The following is a 17320-nucleotide window of genomic DNA, read 5'->3' as shown; positions in this document are numbered from 1 at the left end:
TTTGCGTATTTAATACAATTCTTTTGAGTATTTATACGATAAGGTAAGCCCACTGTTGTTATAAATGTACTGTGTTAAAATGTCTATATATAAACTGACATTTATATAATAAATCTGTTGGTTTACTAGCTTTATATTTAAGAGTTGTCTGCATCTTTCAAAGCGCTTGTTATAGGGCTCTTTTTATACGGTCGCGCCAACTCACACTCAAACATGTCGAGGTATGTATGCTCGCTCAATTACTCCCTATCTTTGCAGTTACCTTCACTATATTTGTGCTTTTTTTCTTATTTATGGGTATCGGCTATATGATAAAAAAAGAGCCACTGCGTGGCTCGTGCGGGCGTGTGGCGAACTTAATGGGTGATGAAACTTGCCAGTTTTGTGGCGATGATCCCAATAAATGTGATAAAAGCTCTGGGGAAGAAAAATTAAGATTCAATGTCGAAAAAGCAAAGCAGCTCGGTAAATCTATTACCTAAAAGATTAAAATTGACACAATAAAGCCATTAACTTTACTCAAGGAGTATTGGCTTTACTTTATTCATTCATTAAAATAGTAAGATAGAAAAAATAGGAAGATAGAAAATAGAAAAAAGCTTGCTGAATGAATAGACACTCAGTAGTGCTTCTATCACTAACCATCGCCTCATTGCGGTGGTTTTTACTATGCTTACTAGAATGTATTTTAGTAAGGTGTCTCCTCATTTAGCATATGAGGGACAAAATAAGATAAATCATCATCAAACACGAATGGTTTTGAAGGACATAATTGCATATTAACTAGAAATCATAGCCAGTTTGCGATAATTTGGCCGTTTGTGAACCATGAGATTCAAGTTACTATATGTAAGTTACTTAAAAAGAGGACACGCCCTAACCAGTAAAAAAACTAATTTTAACTGAAGATAAAGGCTAATTGATTAGCTATGTCACATACTACTCCCAACCAACCTGTTAGCTTAAAATCAAGCCCCACTCACATACGCAAGTCCCATTCAAACCCTAATACGTCTCGTACTATCTTTTGGTTGGTTCTAATTGCTATAGTATTGCTCTCTGCCAATATGAGATCTCCATTTGTCGCACTAGGATCAATTGCGCCTGTCGTCCAAGATGCTTTGAATATTAGTGAGTGGCATATAGGCTGGTTAGGCTCTGTACCCATGATTATGTTCGCGTTGGGTGCACTTCTTTCGCCCAGCATTGCCAAACGTTTCGGTATTGAAAACACGCTAATCATGGCGCTTATCGTACTGACATTTGGGCTAATATTACGCACAGTTTGGGTAAGCTGGTCTGGCTTCTTAACGGGAACTTTACTACTGTCATTTGCCATCGGTTTTGCCAACACTTTAGCTGCCCCTGTTATTAAGCAAAGAACCCCCAACAACATCCCTCTTATTACAGGTTTATTTAGTTTAACCATGGCGGTAATGGCGGGTATTGCAGCAGCAGTTGTTTATACCATGACTGAAAGAGTGGGCTGGCAATGGGCTTTAGGTAGCTGGGCTATCTTAGGTATAGCAGCAATCATAGCTTGGGTTATTCTACGTTTAAAATTAGGCTCTTCACATAAACTGCCTTCCTCAATGGACGCGTCGAACAGCGAAATAGCAGATGAAATTTCAGTGTGGCGTTCACCATTAGCATGGCAAATAGCGATATTTATGGGCTTACAGTCTTTGTTGTTTTATGTGGTTGCCAGCTTCATGCCCTCGATATGGATTAGTAAGGGGTTATCTCAAGTTGAAGGGGGTAACATGGGGTCAATATTCCAACTGGTAGCTCCCGCTACTGTTATTGGTATAACTTGGTTTATTCGCAGTGGTCATTCAATACAAAAAATTGCAGTGATATCGGCTCTCTTAAATGTTATCGGCGTCTTCGGTATGACCTATCTCTCAGCTTCCCTTTCATGGCTATGGAGTATTTTTATGGGGATTGGATGTGCGGGAATTTTTACGCTAATGATGATATTATTTTCTATACGTAGCTATACGCCTATTCAAGCCAGCAAACTATCTGGCATGGCACAAACAATTGCGTATTTGGTGGCCTTTACTGGTCCCTTTGGTGCTGGTTGGTTACATGAACAAACTCACGGATGGGATACGCCTTTGATGTTTATATTGATACTTACCGCACTTAACGTTGTCATGGCGTGGTTTGCGACTCGACCTATCATGGTTGATGGACGTCCCGCTCATTAAAATATCTCACTGTCGAAACTTAATCGGCATAATATGTTAATTGGTATAGTAGTTTAATGAAGATAGCATCATACTTCACTCATACTTCACATAGTACGAAGATACACAAGACACTATTTACTCAATATTAACTCAACTTAGTTTTATAACTGGCATGCTTATGAAGTTTTCTAAATTTGGTCAAAAGTTCATTCAACCTAGTGCTATCTCACAGCTTATGGATGATTTAGGCAATGCCTTGCAAAGCGAAACGCCTGTCAATATGCTCGGTGGTGGTAATCCCGCTCGCATTGATAAGGTTAATGACGCTTATCTACGCACTTATAAATCACTTGAAGACGATGGTCTTAACAGCCCCGCAATGGATTCAATGGGCAACTACTCAAACCCTCAAGGCGATGCGAAATTTATTGATACCCTCGTTGATTTTTTTAATCGTCACTATAACTGGGGGCTAACTCGTAACAATATTGCTCTAACCAATGGATCACAAAATGCTTTTTTCTATCTGTTCAACCTATTTGGCGGGGCATTTGAAGAGAATGGCGTGGATACTACCAAGTCCATTTTATTACCATTGGCACCGGAATACTTGGGCTATGGCGATGTCCATATTGATGGTCAACACTTTATAGCGATTAAACCTGACATTGAGAAGGTCACGCACGAAGGTGAAGATGGATTCTTTAAATATAAGGTTGATTTTAAAACAATAGAAGAGCTACCAGCATTACAAAATGGCGAGATCGGCGCTATTTGCTGTTCAAGGCCAACCAATCCAACTGGTAATGTATTGACCGATGAAGAAATGGCGCATCTGTCTAAAATTGCTGAAAAGTACAACATACCACTCATCATTGATAATGCCTATGGCGAACCTTTTCCAAACATTATATATCCAAAAGTGAAACTGAACTGGAATGACAACATAGTGCTATGTTTTAGCCTATCAAAAGTAGGCCTACCTGGTGTGCGTACTGGTATTGTGATAGGCAATCAAAAGATTATAAAAACGGTCAGTGCCATGAATGCGGTAGTGAATTTAGCCCCCACTCGTTTTGGTGCTGCCATAGCAGCGCCACTGTTTAAAACGGATGAGTTAAAGCACTTGTGTGATGATACCATCAAACCCTTTTACGCCAAGAAAGCCAAACGAGCCATTGGTCTACTAAAAAGTGAGCTAGGCGATTATCCTATGGCGATCCATAAACCTGAAGGGGCAATTTTCTTGTGGGTATGGTTTAAAGACTTGCCGATTACCACTGGCGATTTATATCAGCGTCTCAAAACCGAAGCCACTTTAGTAGTACCAAGCGAGCATTTTTATCCAGGCTTAGATGTTACCGATTTCCGCCATGCGCATGAATGTATTCGCATGAGTATTGCGGCAAGTGATGAAACATTAAAGGCAGGTATTGAGGTAATTGGTAAGGTTGTTCGTGACTTATATGATAATCAGTAACTGGTACTTTTAAGCCATACAGTAACTTTGAACCCTCTAACTCTTTGAAACTCCATAACTGTATAACTGTATAACTGTATAACTGTATAAGTGAACCACCCTAAAAGCGCTGCAAATCATGGCTTTAAACTAAGCTATGATTTGAGGCTTTTTTATTGCGCTTAATACAAATAGTTTATGTAACCAATTCAAAACAGCCTAAACCAGTCAAACTTGTTACCATGACTATAGCACCTTATAAAAATCCTCCCTTATAAAAACCAGTACCCTAAAACTAGACGTCATCATGGAGTCCTGATGCTTTTCTCCTCAAGAAAACCCCACTTGAATAAATCTTTAGCAAAATCATTAAGTTTGGCACTTGTAACGATTGTTAGTCTATTGGCGTGTAGCCAAGCGCCAAATAAAGAAGCAACTAGCAATGCGCCTGTAGATAATACTGCCCAACTAGAACCTTCTAAGAATGCAACTGATTCTGTTCCACGTGAAACTTCAGCTACTAATCAAAATGGCACATCAAAATATTCCGATATTCAACGAATAGAACAACCCATTACCATTTTGGCATTAGGTGATTCTCTCACAGAAGGGTTAGGGTTGGCTGAGGAAAATGCTTATCCTGCCCAATTAGAAAAAGCGCTTAAGGATGCAGGCTATGTTAATGCAAAAGTAGTTAATTCTGGCCTGAGCGGTGAGACCAGTACGGGTCTCGTAAATCGCCTTGATTGGGCACTTAAAACCAAGCCTGATATTACTATTTTAACTATTGGTGCTAATGACGCTATGCGCGGTATTGATGTGGCAACAATAGAGCAAAACATTCGTACCGCTATTGAGCGTTTGCAAAGTGAAGGTAGTGTTGTGCTACTGGGTGGTATGCAAATTTATGACAACTTAGGTAATGACTATGTCAAAGATTTTTCTGCTATTTACCCCAAACTTGCCAAAGAGTATAACCTTGCTTTTATCCCGTTCTTTTTAGAAGGGGTTGGGGGTGTGGCAGAGTTAAACCAATCTGATGCTATTCATCCCACAGCAGAAGGCTATAGTCGTATTGTTAATAATAATATTTTGCCCGTACTTAAGCCGACACTTGAAGCATTTGTAGAGAGTAAAGAGGCTGAGCCAAATGAGACAGCCCAATGAGTAAATCGATGAGCAAAACGGTAAGTGACGCTAATTCAAGTAAGACTAACAAACCTCTATTGTATGCCAGTAATTTAAGTAAAAGTGTGATGATTGGCGACACCAAAACTGACATTATCAAAGACGTCAATGTGAGTATTGATGCTGGTAAATTTGCAGTAATAATGGGTAAATCGGGTTCGGGCAAGTCTACTTTGCTTGGACTATTGGCAGGGCTGGACTACCCTGATACCGGTGAGGTTTGGTTAAATGGTCAGAATTTAACGAACTTGAGCGAGGATGAACTGGCACAAAAACGTCAGCAAGATATGGGCTTTGTGTTCCAGTCATTTCATTTATTGCCAACGCTTACGGTGGCCGAAAACATTGCGTTTCCGCTAGACATTGCCCGCCAGCCAGACGCCAATCGTGTTGAAGAACTGCTCGTTGCCGTTGGATTAACCCATCGTCGTGACAGCTTACCGCATCAACTCTCAGGCGGTGAACAACAACGTACTGCCTTGGCTCGAGCTCTAGTCGCTAAACCTAAAATCATTTTTGCCGATGAGCCGACAGGTAACTTAGATGAGCAAAACGCGCAGCAGGTGATGAACTTACTACTTGAGCTACAACAACAGTCGGGCACCGCTTTGGTGGTGGTGACACATGACCCTGCATTGACTGAAAATGCGGATCAGGTGATTACTATTCATGATGGGCGGGTTAATGAGGGATAAGGATCTTAGTTAAGTTAACTTTCATAACCTATTATGCCACTACAATCTAGGATTTCAGATAACCAAAAAGCCCCTCTTTTAAAAGGGGGAACTTTATTCTTATAAAATGTGGTTTAGTCTAATAAATCCATCCCCAGCCCTTCCTTTGGGAAAGGAAGGGGGCAATCTTAATAGGTTCAACTTAATATAAAGGCTCAAGGTTTTAGCCCCCCTTTCTCAAAGGGGGGTTGGCGGGATTATACGAGCCTGACTTTACGCTCAAATAAATAAGGACTTAGATGCTACCTGCAAACCCGAATTTAAAAGAGCCTGCCCGTCATCTACGCAGCAATCAAACCGAAGCAGAACTACTATTGTGGTCTAAAATACGTAGAAAGCAAATTGCAGACGTACAGTTTTACCGTCAACGTCCACTACTTAACTACATTGTTGATTTCTATTGTCCGAAGGCGAAACTGGTTATTGAGTGTGATGGCAGTCAGCATCATACAACACAAGGGCTTGAAAAAGATAACATTCGTGATAGTTGCTTAGCTGAATTAGGGACATTGGTTTTAAGGTATGATAATAGACAGATATTGACGCAAATACACGCTGTTGTTGAGCAGATTGATGAGTTTGTGAGAGGTCGGTTATTGGAGTTTTGACTTGGTCTAATAAATCCATCCCCTGTCCTGAGAAGCGTTAATAAAAGCTCTGGGAGACCTTTTTAGATTCGCAAGAGTTAAGCTATGCTTCATAGGGCGTCATGTTATCTTAATAGATATATATCGTGAATTGGTCTAGATAATTCATCCCCAGCCCTTCCTTTGGAAAAGAAAGGGGGCGTTCTTAATTAGTAAATCTTTTAGTGTGAGAGTTAAAGACCTTTAGACATCAATATATTTAGGTATAAGATAACGTTTTGCTGAATTTAAAGATGAAGATAACTGCTTAATAATTGCAGTTTCTGATACTGTGGAAATAGTTGTTCAAGTCGCCCCTTCCTTTTTTTAAAGGGAAGGCTAGGATGGGATTTTGTAAGTTTATACCTTTTCTATAAAATAACCTATCTTTGTCAGGCTCACTGAACCTACTATTTATAGCGTTTGCACTCGCCTTTCTCGATAGGTCAATTTCTAGATTTGGTATTATTATGCTACTACACTCTTTTATTACCCCTCCGTCTCAGACCACACCGCAAACTCATTACCACCTGGCTCGGTAAAATGAAAGCGATAACCACCGGGAAATTTAAAGGTATCTTTTAGGATAACCCCGCCATTTGCTACAATTTTGTCATAGGTCGATGTCAGACTATCACTGTAAAATACCAATAATGCACCACCGTTTTCGGTCAAGTTCACTTTATCAGACTGGTAAAACCCACCGTCCAAACCTTGGTTTTCAAATGCCGTATATTGGTCACCATAATCGGTAAACTGCCAATCAAAAACAGCAGTAAAGAATGCTTTGGTTGCTGCCAAGTCTGTTGAGGTAAACTCTACGTAATTTAACTTTTCATGATGGTTCATAATTAAGTCCTTTTGTAGGTAGTCTGATAATGATAGTGTGCCTTGAATAAATACTCATTAACTGTACTATCACACTAACCATATATAAAAGCTTAGGCACTATCTTGAACTTATAAATGGAATGATATGCAATCTAACAAAATAATATTACTTATCGGTGGAACCAGTGGCATTGGCAAAGCGCTACTAGAGCGTATGAGTGATGATAATGAAATAATACAAATATTTGCAACGTATCACCTGCGTCAACCCCTCAAAAACACCAATGATAAAGTTGTCTGGCTGGCAATGGATGTGACCTCTGAGCCAAGTATTAAACAGGCGATTGAGCATATTAGCCACAAGGTTGACTATATTGACTGGGTGATCAATGCGGTAGGACTATTGCACAATGACACCCACCAACCTGAAAAAACAATCACACAACTTGATCCAGACTTCTTTATTGAGAACATGACCGTAAATGCCTTACCGAGCTTACTGATTGCAAAGTATATAAAACCTCTATTAAAAGCTAGTAAACCCAGTGATGCGGCGCCTGCTATTTATGCGACCATTTCCGCTCGTGTTGGCAGTATCAGTGATAATAAATTAGGCGGTTGGTACAGCTATCGCATGAGTAAAGCGGCGCTAAATATGGGTATGAAAACCCTCTCAATCGAATGGAGCCGATCTTTAAAACATGCCTGCGTGATAGTGATACAACCTGGAACGGTTGATACACCCCTATCTAAACCTTTTCAGATGAATGTGCCTCAGGACAAATTATTTAAGCCCGAACAGTGTGCGGACAATCTACTAAAAGTATTGAGCGAGTTAACCACAGAGAGTACAGGCAGCTTTATAGACTGGGCAGGAAACCCAATAGACTGGTAGTAGGCAGATTGCCAACCTAGTTAAGTCTTAACGAGTCTTCATAAATCTCACAAAATATACCATCTACAATCGATAAACAGTTGCACCCCTATGAACACAGATAAGACCAACAACAACACGACGAATATCATACCCGCTCAATCTTCGTATTCCAATCTAGGTAGTAAATCGCTACAGCGCAGTTGGTGGCGGCATTGGGTGTATCCGTTGTTATTTTTGTTGGCAATGGTGCTGTCACTATCAACCTATTTGACACTGGATTCGATTCAGCAGTCGGTACGGGATTATGTGACTGATAATCAGCGGGCACTGGTCGGTGGTGATTTGATTTTAAGCAGTAAACAGGCATGGACGCCTAAGGTGTTAGAGACCGTGCAGGCATTTGAATCGGCTTCATTTGCAGATTCTGAGTCTATTGCAGGGGCGGGTGACACTGCTAATGAAACAGGCGTGGTTTACGATTATCAGTTTAATGCAATGGTGTCTAGCGTCAATGCTAATTCTAGCGATGATTCAGACGTGAATACACTTCTCGCTCGTGTGAAAGCAGTATCGAACCAATATCCGCTATATGGCAAGGTGGTTCTAGCATCAGGAAAACCGCTTTGGCAACAGTTGCAGCCCAATACGGTAGTAGTGGAAACGCAAGTGTTGACAGGGCTTGACCTTAAAGTGGGCGATAAAGTAAAAATTGGCGATGCAGTGTTCACTATAGCCGATGAGCTGGTCACTGAACCCGATCGTCCGTTGACCGCCTTTGGATTTGGCGCACGAGTATTAATGGCGGATAGCGATTTGGGAGCGACCAATTTGCTAGGTCAACGTAGCCGAGTCAATTATCGGATTGAGTTGGCGGGGAATACTGATACAAAAGCGGATGCCATTGCCAATGTATACACCAAGCTTAAGCAAATTATTGACGCCCTGCCCGCCTCGCAAGATGTTGAGATGACCTTAGCCGATGAGTCAGATACGTCGGTAACTGAGGTATCGGATAATGTACTGATGTTCTTAAAACTGCTGGTAATTGCGGTGTTGTTTTTGTCTGCTGTGGCACTCTTGAGTGTGGTAAAGGCGTTTGTTGGCTTGCAACAAAAGTCCAATGCCATTCGTCGTGCACTTGGTGAGTCGGTGAGTTCGATTAAACGCAGTTATTATCTGCTGTTTTTGGGAATGGCAGTGCTGGCATGTATTGCCTCAGGGCTGTTAAGTTTGGCAATGCTCAATATCGGAGCGCAGTATTTAACCGCTATTTTGCCACCTGATATCCAGCTATCTATTAAGTTGTTAAGTGTGGCCAAAATCAGTATCGTGGCGCTGGTGATAACCATATTAGTGGTACAACAAAGCTTGTATGCGGTGACTCATACCAAACCATCTGCGGTGTTAAAACAGTCGGCGAACAACACCCGCCAGCATCCGCCCTTATATTGGTATGGGTTAGTATTGCTGGCAAGTTATGGACTACTCGCTTATGAGTTTGGTTCGCTGCTGTCAGGCTTACAGGTATTGGGCGGAATGCTGGTGCTGGCAGGCAGTTTTTGGTTGCTCGGTAAGGGTTGGTTGTGGTTACTGGCAAAACTTATAGAACGTGGCTTATTTGGTAAGAGGCTTGTGGGTAAAAAGTCAGGCTGGATGGCACGTATTGCCGTGCATAACTTATCTCGTAAGGGCAATCAGTCGGGGCTGTTTTTTGTAACCCTTGCCTTGTCGGTGGCAGTGTTAACTATGATTACGCTACTCAATCATAGCCTGAATAAACAATTTGTGCAGGCGTATCCCAAAGATGCCCCGAATCTGTTTTTGCTGGATGTACAAAGTGATCAGCATGATACATTGAACACGATGATTGACTCGCCCATTACTTATTATCCAGTAGTGCGAGCAAGAGTAACTGAGGCTGGCGGTGTGGCTGCTGATGAGATTGTGGTGCCACAAAGTGAGGGTGATGACCCAACTCGGGTGTTTAATCTCAGCTATGCCGATAGCGTGATGGATACTGAATTTATAAAAGAATCGGTAGAGCCTGACCAGCTTTACGCACCTATTATGGCTGACACTCAGGCTAATAATGAAGGTGACAGCAAAGATGAGATCGTTCCGTTATCGATATTAGATTCAGCCGCTGAACTGCTTAATGTGGGTATGGGCGACCAAGTACGCTTTAATATTCAGGGTATTGAAATTGTCGGGCAAATTACCAGTATTCGGGAGCGCTATGAGCGTGGCCCTAGTCCGTTTTTCTATTTCTTATTTGAGCCTAAGGTGTTGGCGGATGCGCCGCAAATTCAGTTTGCCACTACCAAAGTAGATGCTGCCCAGATTCCACAGTTGCAAACCGACCTTGTGAAGGAGTTTCCTGCCATAACCACTATTGATGGCGGGGCGATTGCCAAGCAAGTTCAGGGTTTTGTAAGTCAGATGAGCCGACTGGTAGAAGTGTTTACCCTACTTGCTATGATTACGGGGATTATGGTGCTCATAACCTCATTGCTCTCAACCTCGCAAGACCGGTTACGGGACAGTGCCTCGTTTCGATTACTCGGTATGCAAAAGCGGGATTTGTATAAAATCAATATGTTGGAGATTGGCTTACTTGGCGTGAGTGCGGGAGCGTTTGCGGTTGTGCTCGCAAGTAGCACGGCGTATGTACTGATTACCCAGTGGTTTAATCTGCGCTTTAGTATCCCTTGGGATCGCTTTGCCTTAGGTGCGGTACTACTGATAGCGGTGTTGTTGATTATTGCGATTGGGTATGTGCGATTGGTGATTGGACGTGGAATTATGGCGAGAGTTCGGGGGATGGTTTAAACTCGGGTTTGGGGCATGGTCTAAATATATTCTCTAATTCTAAATATTCTATTAATACATAACCTTACTTCATCAAAAGGCAAAGTGCTAACTATAGATTTCAAAACTATTTAGATAATAAGATAAAATAACCCTCTATCATATAAACCTCTCTTATTTCTAATATATGGCTTCCCTTACAATGAGGACAATTCAGTATAGTTGGTTTGCAATAAGGACATGAAACTTTGGTATCTAGTATCGAACTGTCTAACTTATTCCTTGGAATAAATCCTTTACCCTCACAAATATCGCACTTTTCTTTATTTAACAGATTTCCAGTTTCATTACATCTTATGCAGGGTAAGTACCTAATTCGTGACCTGTCAATTTTTTCTGGTCTTCTATTATTTCTCGATTCTATGAACTCTTTCATAGCAATATACATAATCCTTTTCCAGTGATTTTTAGAAAAGTTTAATGTGTCAATCACAGGGTCTAATAGAACTTCACAAATATCATCCACACTATATCCCCCCTTTTTCATAGATAATATTTGAGGAATTAAAGTGCTAAGTTCTTCTCCAGCTGAAACAGAGTATCTTTCCTTTAAGTTAAAAGTAATAAAATGGATTTCTACTCTATCCTTGTAAACCTCATCCCAACTGATAGGAGGGTTAATATAATAATTTATAACTATATCTTCGATTCTATTATCTTTAATTCCATTACTTTCCACCACTGCACTGATCCAACATTCATTATAATAAAAATCATTATCTAAATAAGGATGCAAAACCTGTTCATTCTTATTTTTAGCAAAACTACTAGCCTTTCCAGATTTATTACATCGTTCACAAGATGGCACCAAGTTTAATGGAAAAATTGAAAACTGAGGGAATTTAGATTTAGGTAAGTAGTGATCTAATTCAATAGGTGAACCTATACCACAGTATGGACATTTACCGTTGGCATTGACCATAATCTTGTCATAAACCTGACGGGCTGGCTTACCTGACTTGGCAAAAAAATTGGTATATATATACGTTAATTGTGAATGTAATAACTCTAAAACAACTTTTGGGTCATTATTATCACGCTTAGTATATTCTTGAAGAGAGTAAAGTTCTTGAAGGTTTGCTTTATTATTATAATCCTCAAATGCACTAGACATTATAGGTTTTGCATCCTCTAATCGTCTCTTTAGTTCCTTATCCCTTTTTATTCCTTCACAGCAAAGTTGAATAACACTGTCATCATATGGAAAGTTCATATCAAGCTTTTTCATTATCTACTCACTATCTTTTGAACGAAGCAACGATTTTAGAATTAACCTACCTTCTAAACCGAGTTGTCCATTATATTCATCAAGAATACTTTGATATGTACCTCCTTTAGAAACAGACTTTGCTAGTAAATTGTAAAAACCTGACTTTTCAACCTCTAAGCCAAATATATCTCTTGTCAAAGTGCCAACATTTTCACCAAAAGTCTCAATGCTTGGACGAGAGCATTCAGATTCATTACCTGTTCTTATTATTTTCCATACGCAAGATTTTGGTACTTCTTGTAACACAACAGGTGAGTGTGTAGCGATTATAGCAACTCCATTATGATGAATTAAAATATCTGATAAAGTTCTTATAAAAGCTGATAATAGTGGGGGGTGTAAATGACTTTCAGGTTCATCAAGCAATACTAAAGTCTTTTCTTCTACAGTTGCTAACAATTGAGTTAAAGTAATTAATACAATTGCATGACCTGAACTCATAGTATTAATTTTCTCTAATGCCGTTTTCGTAAGTTTGCATTTTTCTCCATTTCTATCCGTCTTACAATCAACCAATTCTTTTAAGTTCATCTCAGAGAAATTAAGATCAGATTCTAAAGTCTGGATTGCATTTAACCATCGATCTCTTTTTAAACGAATGCAAGCTTTTAAGTCACTAATAAACTCACTGTACAACTCATCAATATCTTTTAATCCATTTTCACTATTAATTTTTTTTAAGCCAATATAATTATAACGAGTACCCTTTGTAGGGTCATTTTGCTTCTCAAGAGGCTTAAAAGGATCAAACACACTGAATGACACGGAAACTATTCTACTAAAGTAATTTTTAGGAATATCTACCTCTCCTATGAAAAAATCTTCAGTAACAAACTTATTGCATGTTTCTTGCTCTCTTATAACTGCATTGACCATTCCGTTCAATATAGTGGTTTTACCTATACCGTTTCTACCAATAAGCACATGGATATTCGTATTAGGTTTTGATTCAGGATAAACCTCAAATTTAAGTTCAATGTCGGAAAATCCTATCAGTCCTTTACGAATAAATTTAAACTTATACTTGCTTAAAGGTGCTCCTCCGGTAAGGACTCTATCATATTGGTTTCGAATTGAGGTTAAACTAGTATCTCGTAACAAAGAATTTTTAAAGACATCTTCTTCAAGTAAGCTATCAATAATAGTTTGTTTATAAACAATATCATTTAAACTGCCTAATAACTCATCCCTTAATTCTTTAGATAAAGTCATTAAATTTCTATAGTATTCAAGACTGCCTCCTAGAGAAAAATAATCAACCCCTAATTTATTAAGGTTTTTTTCAAGCTTATAATAAGGGTGTTCATTGGAACCTTCTTTTTGATTTCGATAAGCTAATCGCAACAAACCTATCTCACTTTTCTTCCCATCTTGACCAAATACGACTAAGTTAAAAGTAGTATAGAATCCAAAGTCATTCCAATTATCTTTCACTAGATAAATGGTATTTTGGCTTCTATCTGGCACATCCCAAGGTTTATCTACAATTCGTATAGACATTTTTTATCTCGTTAGATTCATAAATTATGATTAATATTATCAGGCATAGCTTGTAATCTCTATATATCAAGCTAAAACTACTAGGCTTATCTTAAATACGTCAAAGTAAAACTTCGATTCAGCTTAGCAAGACTTGGATTTCTCTCAATCTAATAATTTTGTAAAATCTAAAATACAAGCAATTTTTTTACCATATAAACCCTGCCATAGGAGCAGTTTAGCCCTGATTGAAGCGGATATACTGCCAGTCTGAACAGGTTTCAGTGGTCAGATTTGGGGCGGCGCGCGAAGCAAGCGACGCCACAATCTGATACCACTGCCCTGTTCAGACTGGCAGATAGTAGCGAAAAGCAGGAAATAGCTATAAACTCCAATCTCTAAAACCCCCTAACGCCCCAAACCAAAACGCCCTCTAAATGGTAGAGGGCGTTTTTCAAATATGAGACTTGTGTTTTTAGGTCAAAGATTTAGATTTAGCTTAATGAGTGAATACATGTATAGTCAATTACCCTTAAAATTGGTACAAGGTAAACGAGTAAAAGGACTACTGTTGTAGGCTAAACGAGTTTAACGCTGTAACACTTTACGGGTGGTTTTAATATAGCTATTTAACATGGCTGTATAACCACTCGTTGCGGTCAAGCGCACGTTCGGTTAAACGGACTTCAGCGACTTTACCGTTAAATAAGTTGGCATACGCCCCCTCCCAACTGGCAACACCTACCGCCCACTCGCCGTTTGGCAACGTGTACCAGCCTGGCTGCTCGGTTTTGTGAGTGCGCATGACACGTGAGCCGTCAACATACATGGTGTTGTACTCGCCATCATTGACGATAGCAACATGATACCAATTGTCTTTATTAATCTCCCAAGACCAGTTGGATGAGGCATCACCGTTACCTGCCACGCCAAAGAATTGTAACTCTTTTAAGCTTGACGTGAATAAGCCGCCTGAGGCATCGTCACTGCCACAAGACAGCTTATGATATTGGCAAACTTGGGTTTCGCTTGGCACATGGGTAAATATGCCCGACCAAGCATTGACCGCGGGTATCCATTCTGGGTTGACTTTAACGATTGCCTCAAGAGTAAATTTTTTAAGCTTACCATCCTCAGGGATGCTACCTATGGTGCTAAGAAGCGCGCCATCGCCCGCTTTTGTTGTGCCTTTAAAGTCAGCCGCTCCTTGTGCATAGCCAAAGCTGGGCGCATCATCCGTGACATTAAAAATAACATCGATAGGTTTGGTATTGGTAGGGAAGGTTTTTAGGGTCATATCATTGCCATGACCTGATAAATCACTAAATTTAAAGCCGTTGTTTGGGTCGGTAATTTGATGGTCTTTATCAAATATCCAGTAAGCCACCGTGCCCTCAATATTTCCTGCTTCATTGCTTGCACTTGATTGATTTAATTGCGTAAAGCGTTTGTCAAAATCGAGTGGTAGGCTAAATTTTTTGCCTAATAAGCGGTCTTGCGGCTCACGCTCATTAGCAGGTTTGTTAGCGACAAAAGGCGAGAAATCGGTAAAGTCTAATTCGTTGTGGTTTTTATCAAACTCAATCAGTTGCATCATGCCATTACCGCCCCAAAACCCAGACTGGTAATCGACGACCACCAAGTAGACGGTTCGACCAAAGCTGTTTTTAGCCGTTTTGACCGCTTCGCCATGATGATGACCGTTTAGCGTTAAAAATATTTGGTCATTGTCTTTGATCAGCTTATCCCATAGATAAGCACCATATGGCGTAAAAATAGCGGTTTCGCCGTCATCATCAATGTTCATTAACTGATGCGTGGTCAAAATGGTGGGCAGATTCGCATGTTCTTTTAATACTTTATTTGCCCATTCGATGGTTTTCTCTGACGCACGCCAATCTAATGCCAACACCAGATACTGATTTGCATCATCATCGGTAAAAATATGATAGGAGTTAAAGCCTGTGCTGTCTGCCCCTTGAAATGTACTAAAGTTAGATTGCTGTTTGGCGACTGAAAAATAATCTAAAAATGGCGGGGCAATCATGTTGTTGGCTTGATTGCGTGCGACTCTGTCACTGTCTAATAACCATTCTGATGGTTCATCACCACCTTGATAAACGACGTCGTGGTTGCCTGCCGATATGCTATACGGGGTCGCTGGGTTAGCATCAAGAATGCTCATTGCTTTGGTGGCGGCCTCCCATTCTTTGGTATTGGGCAAATAATGACCGTCGGCACTTTCTTGGTAAGCAGTTTCGACGATATCCCCTAAGTGAGTCGTAAATTTGATATTGCGTGATTTGTAATTATCAGCAATCCACTGGGTTTGAGCGTAGAAGCGCTCTGGTGAGTTTTCAGAATACTTTTGCGTGTCTGGTAACACGGCAATGGAGAAATTACCTTGCTCTACTGTTGGGATACCTGTCTCAACATTGCTGTCTGGATTGTCAGTGTTACCTATTGGACTGTTGGTTGATGAAGAGTCTGAATCTGAACCACAGCCTGTTAGCGCTAGACTTAATGCCAGTAAGCCAGTTGTTAATAGGTTTTGAGAAAAGGACGATAAGCCTCTTTTATTTATTATACTTTTTCTAGATAAATAGTGATTTACCATAGTGTGCGTTCCATAGTTTGATAGAGAGATTGTAGTTAAGCCCAAACAACTAAAGAGAATGAAGAACGAAACAGCGTAAAACTTATACTGAAAATGAGATAAAACCCTTTTTTTAACACGCCAATTTTAAATAGGTATAGTGACATTACGATGAAAACGAGATAGCAAAATAACTATAAGTACTTGATAATATTAGTTATAAAGCCCACAAAAAACGCCCTCTAAATAGTAGAGGGCGTTTTTGAATTATCTTATAATTAACTATTTACATCGCTATATAATTTGGCAATCCTTCAATCCGCTGAAACCAAGCTTGCAGGTTTGGATATTGTGTCAAGTCCAAACCACCCTCGCCAGCAAGATGCGTATACACATACACGCTAATATCCGCCAAACTCACCGCATCGCCTAATAAAAACGATTGGTCTGAAAGATGCTGATTCAGATAACTTAAAATATCTTGTGATTTAGCAAATTTCTGCTCATATTCAGCCAGTCTGCTCGGTATCATATTTTGAAAGCGTTTGATAAAGCGTACTATGGCGATATTATTTTTGATTTCGGCTTGCTCATAGAATAACCATTGCAACATTTTGGCATGATCAATTGGATCAGTTGGAATGAGATAAGAGTTTCTCGCTAAGTAGCACATGATGGCATTAGACTCTAATAGTATGCTAGGTTCGCAGTGCTCACTATCAGAGCTAATCACTAGGGCGGGCACTTGTCCAAGCGGATTAATCTCTAGAAAGTCAGGCTTTTTATGCTCGCCAGCTAACAGATCAATCTCAATCCAGTTATAGTCTAGGTCTAATAGTGCACAGGTAAGTTTGGTTTTATAGCTATTACCCGATATTTTATTGCCGTATAGCGTGAGCATGGACTGTCCTTAGTTATGGTGATGTTAGGTGTATTTTAACAAGCCTATCATTAGTTGCCTTGAAATGCGGTTTAGCCGTGACATGAGAACCGTTAAAAATTGCACTGCAATTTTAGGTTCGCAAGAGAAAATGCTTTAATGGGCATTTTCTGAGCGGATATACTTGGTTGACCGCTGGGTTGCGGTGACTTAGCAGGTCAGAAAATCATAGATTTTCTCTTGCGTCGGGGCAAGTGTTCCCCAAATACTTGCTTTTTCCCTCCTCATATCGAGACAACAGGAACGCAACTGGCTATT

13 protein-coding genes are annotated in these 17320 nt (G+C 40.0%); 8 read left to right on the top strand and 5 right to left on the bottom strand.

Features of this window, described 5'->3' with window-relative positions:
- Positions 1-227: 227 nt before the first annotated feature.
- The 6 genes from nqrM to AC2SLN_RS11830 all read left to right on the top strand — a co-directional run bounded on the left by nqrM (position 228) and on the right by AC2SLN_RS11830 (position 6184).
- Complete coding sequence (gene nqrM, locus AC2SLN_RS11855) at positions 228-482, top strand: (Na+)-NQR maturation NqrM (protein WP_486530630.1); 255 nt, start codon at positions 228-230, stop codon at positions 480-482.
- Positions 483-929: 447 nt separating this feature from the next.
- On the top strand, positions 930-2213 hold the full coding sequence (locus tag AC2SLN_RS11850; protein ID WP_486550204.1) for an MFS transporter: 1284 nt from the start codon (positions 930-932) through the stop codon (positions 2211-2213).
- Between the two features lie 160 nt (positions 2214-2373).
- Complete coding sequence (locus AC2SLN_RS11845) at positions 2374-3675, top strand: valine--pyruvate transaminase (RefSeq protein ID WP_486550202.1); 1302 nt, start codon at positions 2374-2376, stop codon at positions 3673-3675.
- A gap of 324 nt (positions 3676-3999) precedes the next feature.
- Positions 4000-4821 (top strand): arylesterase, encoded by an 822-nt coding sequence (locus AC2SLN_RS11840; RefSeq protein WP_486550200.1) that lies wholly within the window; start codon positions 4000-4002, stop codon positions 4819-4821.
- The gene (locus tag AC2SLN_RS11835) at positions 4818-5537 is read left to right on the top strand and encodes an ABC transporter ATP-binding protein (RefSeq protein ID WP_486550198.1); all 720 of its coding nucleotides are present in this window, start codon (positions 4818-4820) and stop codon (positions 5535-5537) included. Before AC2SLN_RS11840 ends, AC2SLN_RS11835 begins: the two co-directional genes overlap by 4 nt.
- Positions 5538-5815: 278 nt before the next feature.
- The gene (locus AC2SLN_RS11830) at positions 5816-6184 is read left to right on the top strand and encodes an endonuclease domain-containing protein (RefSeq protein WP_486550196.1); all 369 of its coding nucleotides are present in this window, start codon (positions 5816-5818) and stop codon (positions 6182-6184) included.
- Between the two features lie 507 nt (positions 6185-6691).
- Here the strand turns inward: AC2SLN_RS11830 and AC2SLN_RS11825 are convergent.
- Positions 6692-7051 (bottom strand): VOC family protein, encoded by a 360-nt coding sequence (locus AC2SLN_RS11825; protein ID WP_486550195.1) that lies wholly within the window; start codon positions 7049-7051, stop codon positions 6692-6694.
- A 126-nt stretch (positions 7052-7177) separates the two neighbouring features.
- Between AC2SLN_RS11825 and AC2SLN_RS11820 the strand changes: the two genes are divergently transcribed.
- Together AC2SLN_RS11820 and AC2SLN_RS11815 are read left to right on the top strand one after the other, a co-directional pair.
- Positions 7178-7927, top strand: coding sequence for an SDR family oxidoreductase (locus AC2SLN_RS11820; RefSeq protein ID WP_486550193.1), 750 nt, complete (start codon positions 7178-7180; stop codon positions 7925-7927).
- 90 nt (positions 7928-8017) lie between these two features.
- Positions 8018-10738, top strand: a complete 2721-nt coding sequence (locus AC2SLN_RS11815) for an ABC transporter permease (RefSeq protein WP_486550192.1) — start codon at positions 8018-8020, stop codon at positions 10736-10738.
- Between the two features lie 106 nt (positions 10739-10844).
- Here the strand turns inward: AC2SLN_RS11815 and AC2SLN_RS11810 are convergent, their stop codons facing one another.
- The 4 genes from AC2SLN_RS11810 to AC2SLN_RS11795 form a co-directional block, all read right to left on the bottom strand.
- Positions 10845-12005: an HNH endonuclease gene (locus AC2SLN_RS11810; protein ID WP_486550190.1), complete on the bottom strand. Its 1161-nt coding sequence runs from the start codon at positions 12003-12005 to the stop codon at positions 10845-10847.
- 3 nt (positions 12006-12008) lie between these two features.
- Positions 12009-13547: an AAA family ATPase gene (locus AC2SLN_RS11805; protein WP_486550188.1), complete on the bottom strand. Its 1539-nt coding sequence runs from the start codon at positions 13545-13547 to the stop codon at positions 12009-12011.
- Positions 13548-14151: 604 nt separating this feature from the next.
- Positions 14152-16143, bottom strand: coding sequence for a LamG-like jellyroll fold domain-containing protein (locus AC2SLN_RS11800; protein ID WP_486550187.1), 1992 nt, complete (start codon positions 16141-16143; stop codon positions 14152-14154).
- A 265-nt stretch (positions 16144-16408) separates the two neighbouring features.
- On the bottom strand, positions 16409-17023 hold the full coding sequence (locus tag AC2SLN_RS11795) for a glutathione S-transferase family protein (RefSeq protein ID WP_486550185.1): 615 nt from the start codon (positions 17021-17023) through the stop codon (positions 16409-16411).
- Positions 17024-17320 lie beyond the last annotated feature (297 nt).

This window comes from Psychrobacter sp. CX90 (assembly GCF_057396305.2).
The sequence above is the reverse complement of the archived record's forward strand: the minus strand, read 5'-3'. Positions and strand labels throughout refer to the sequence as shown.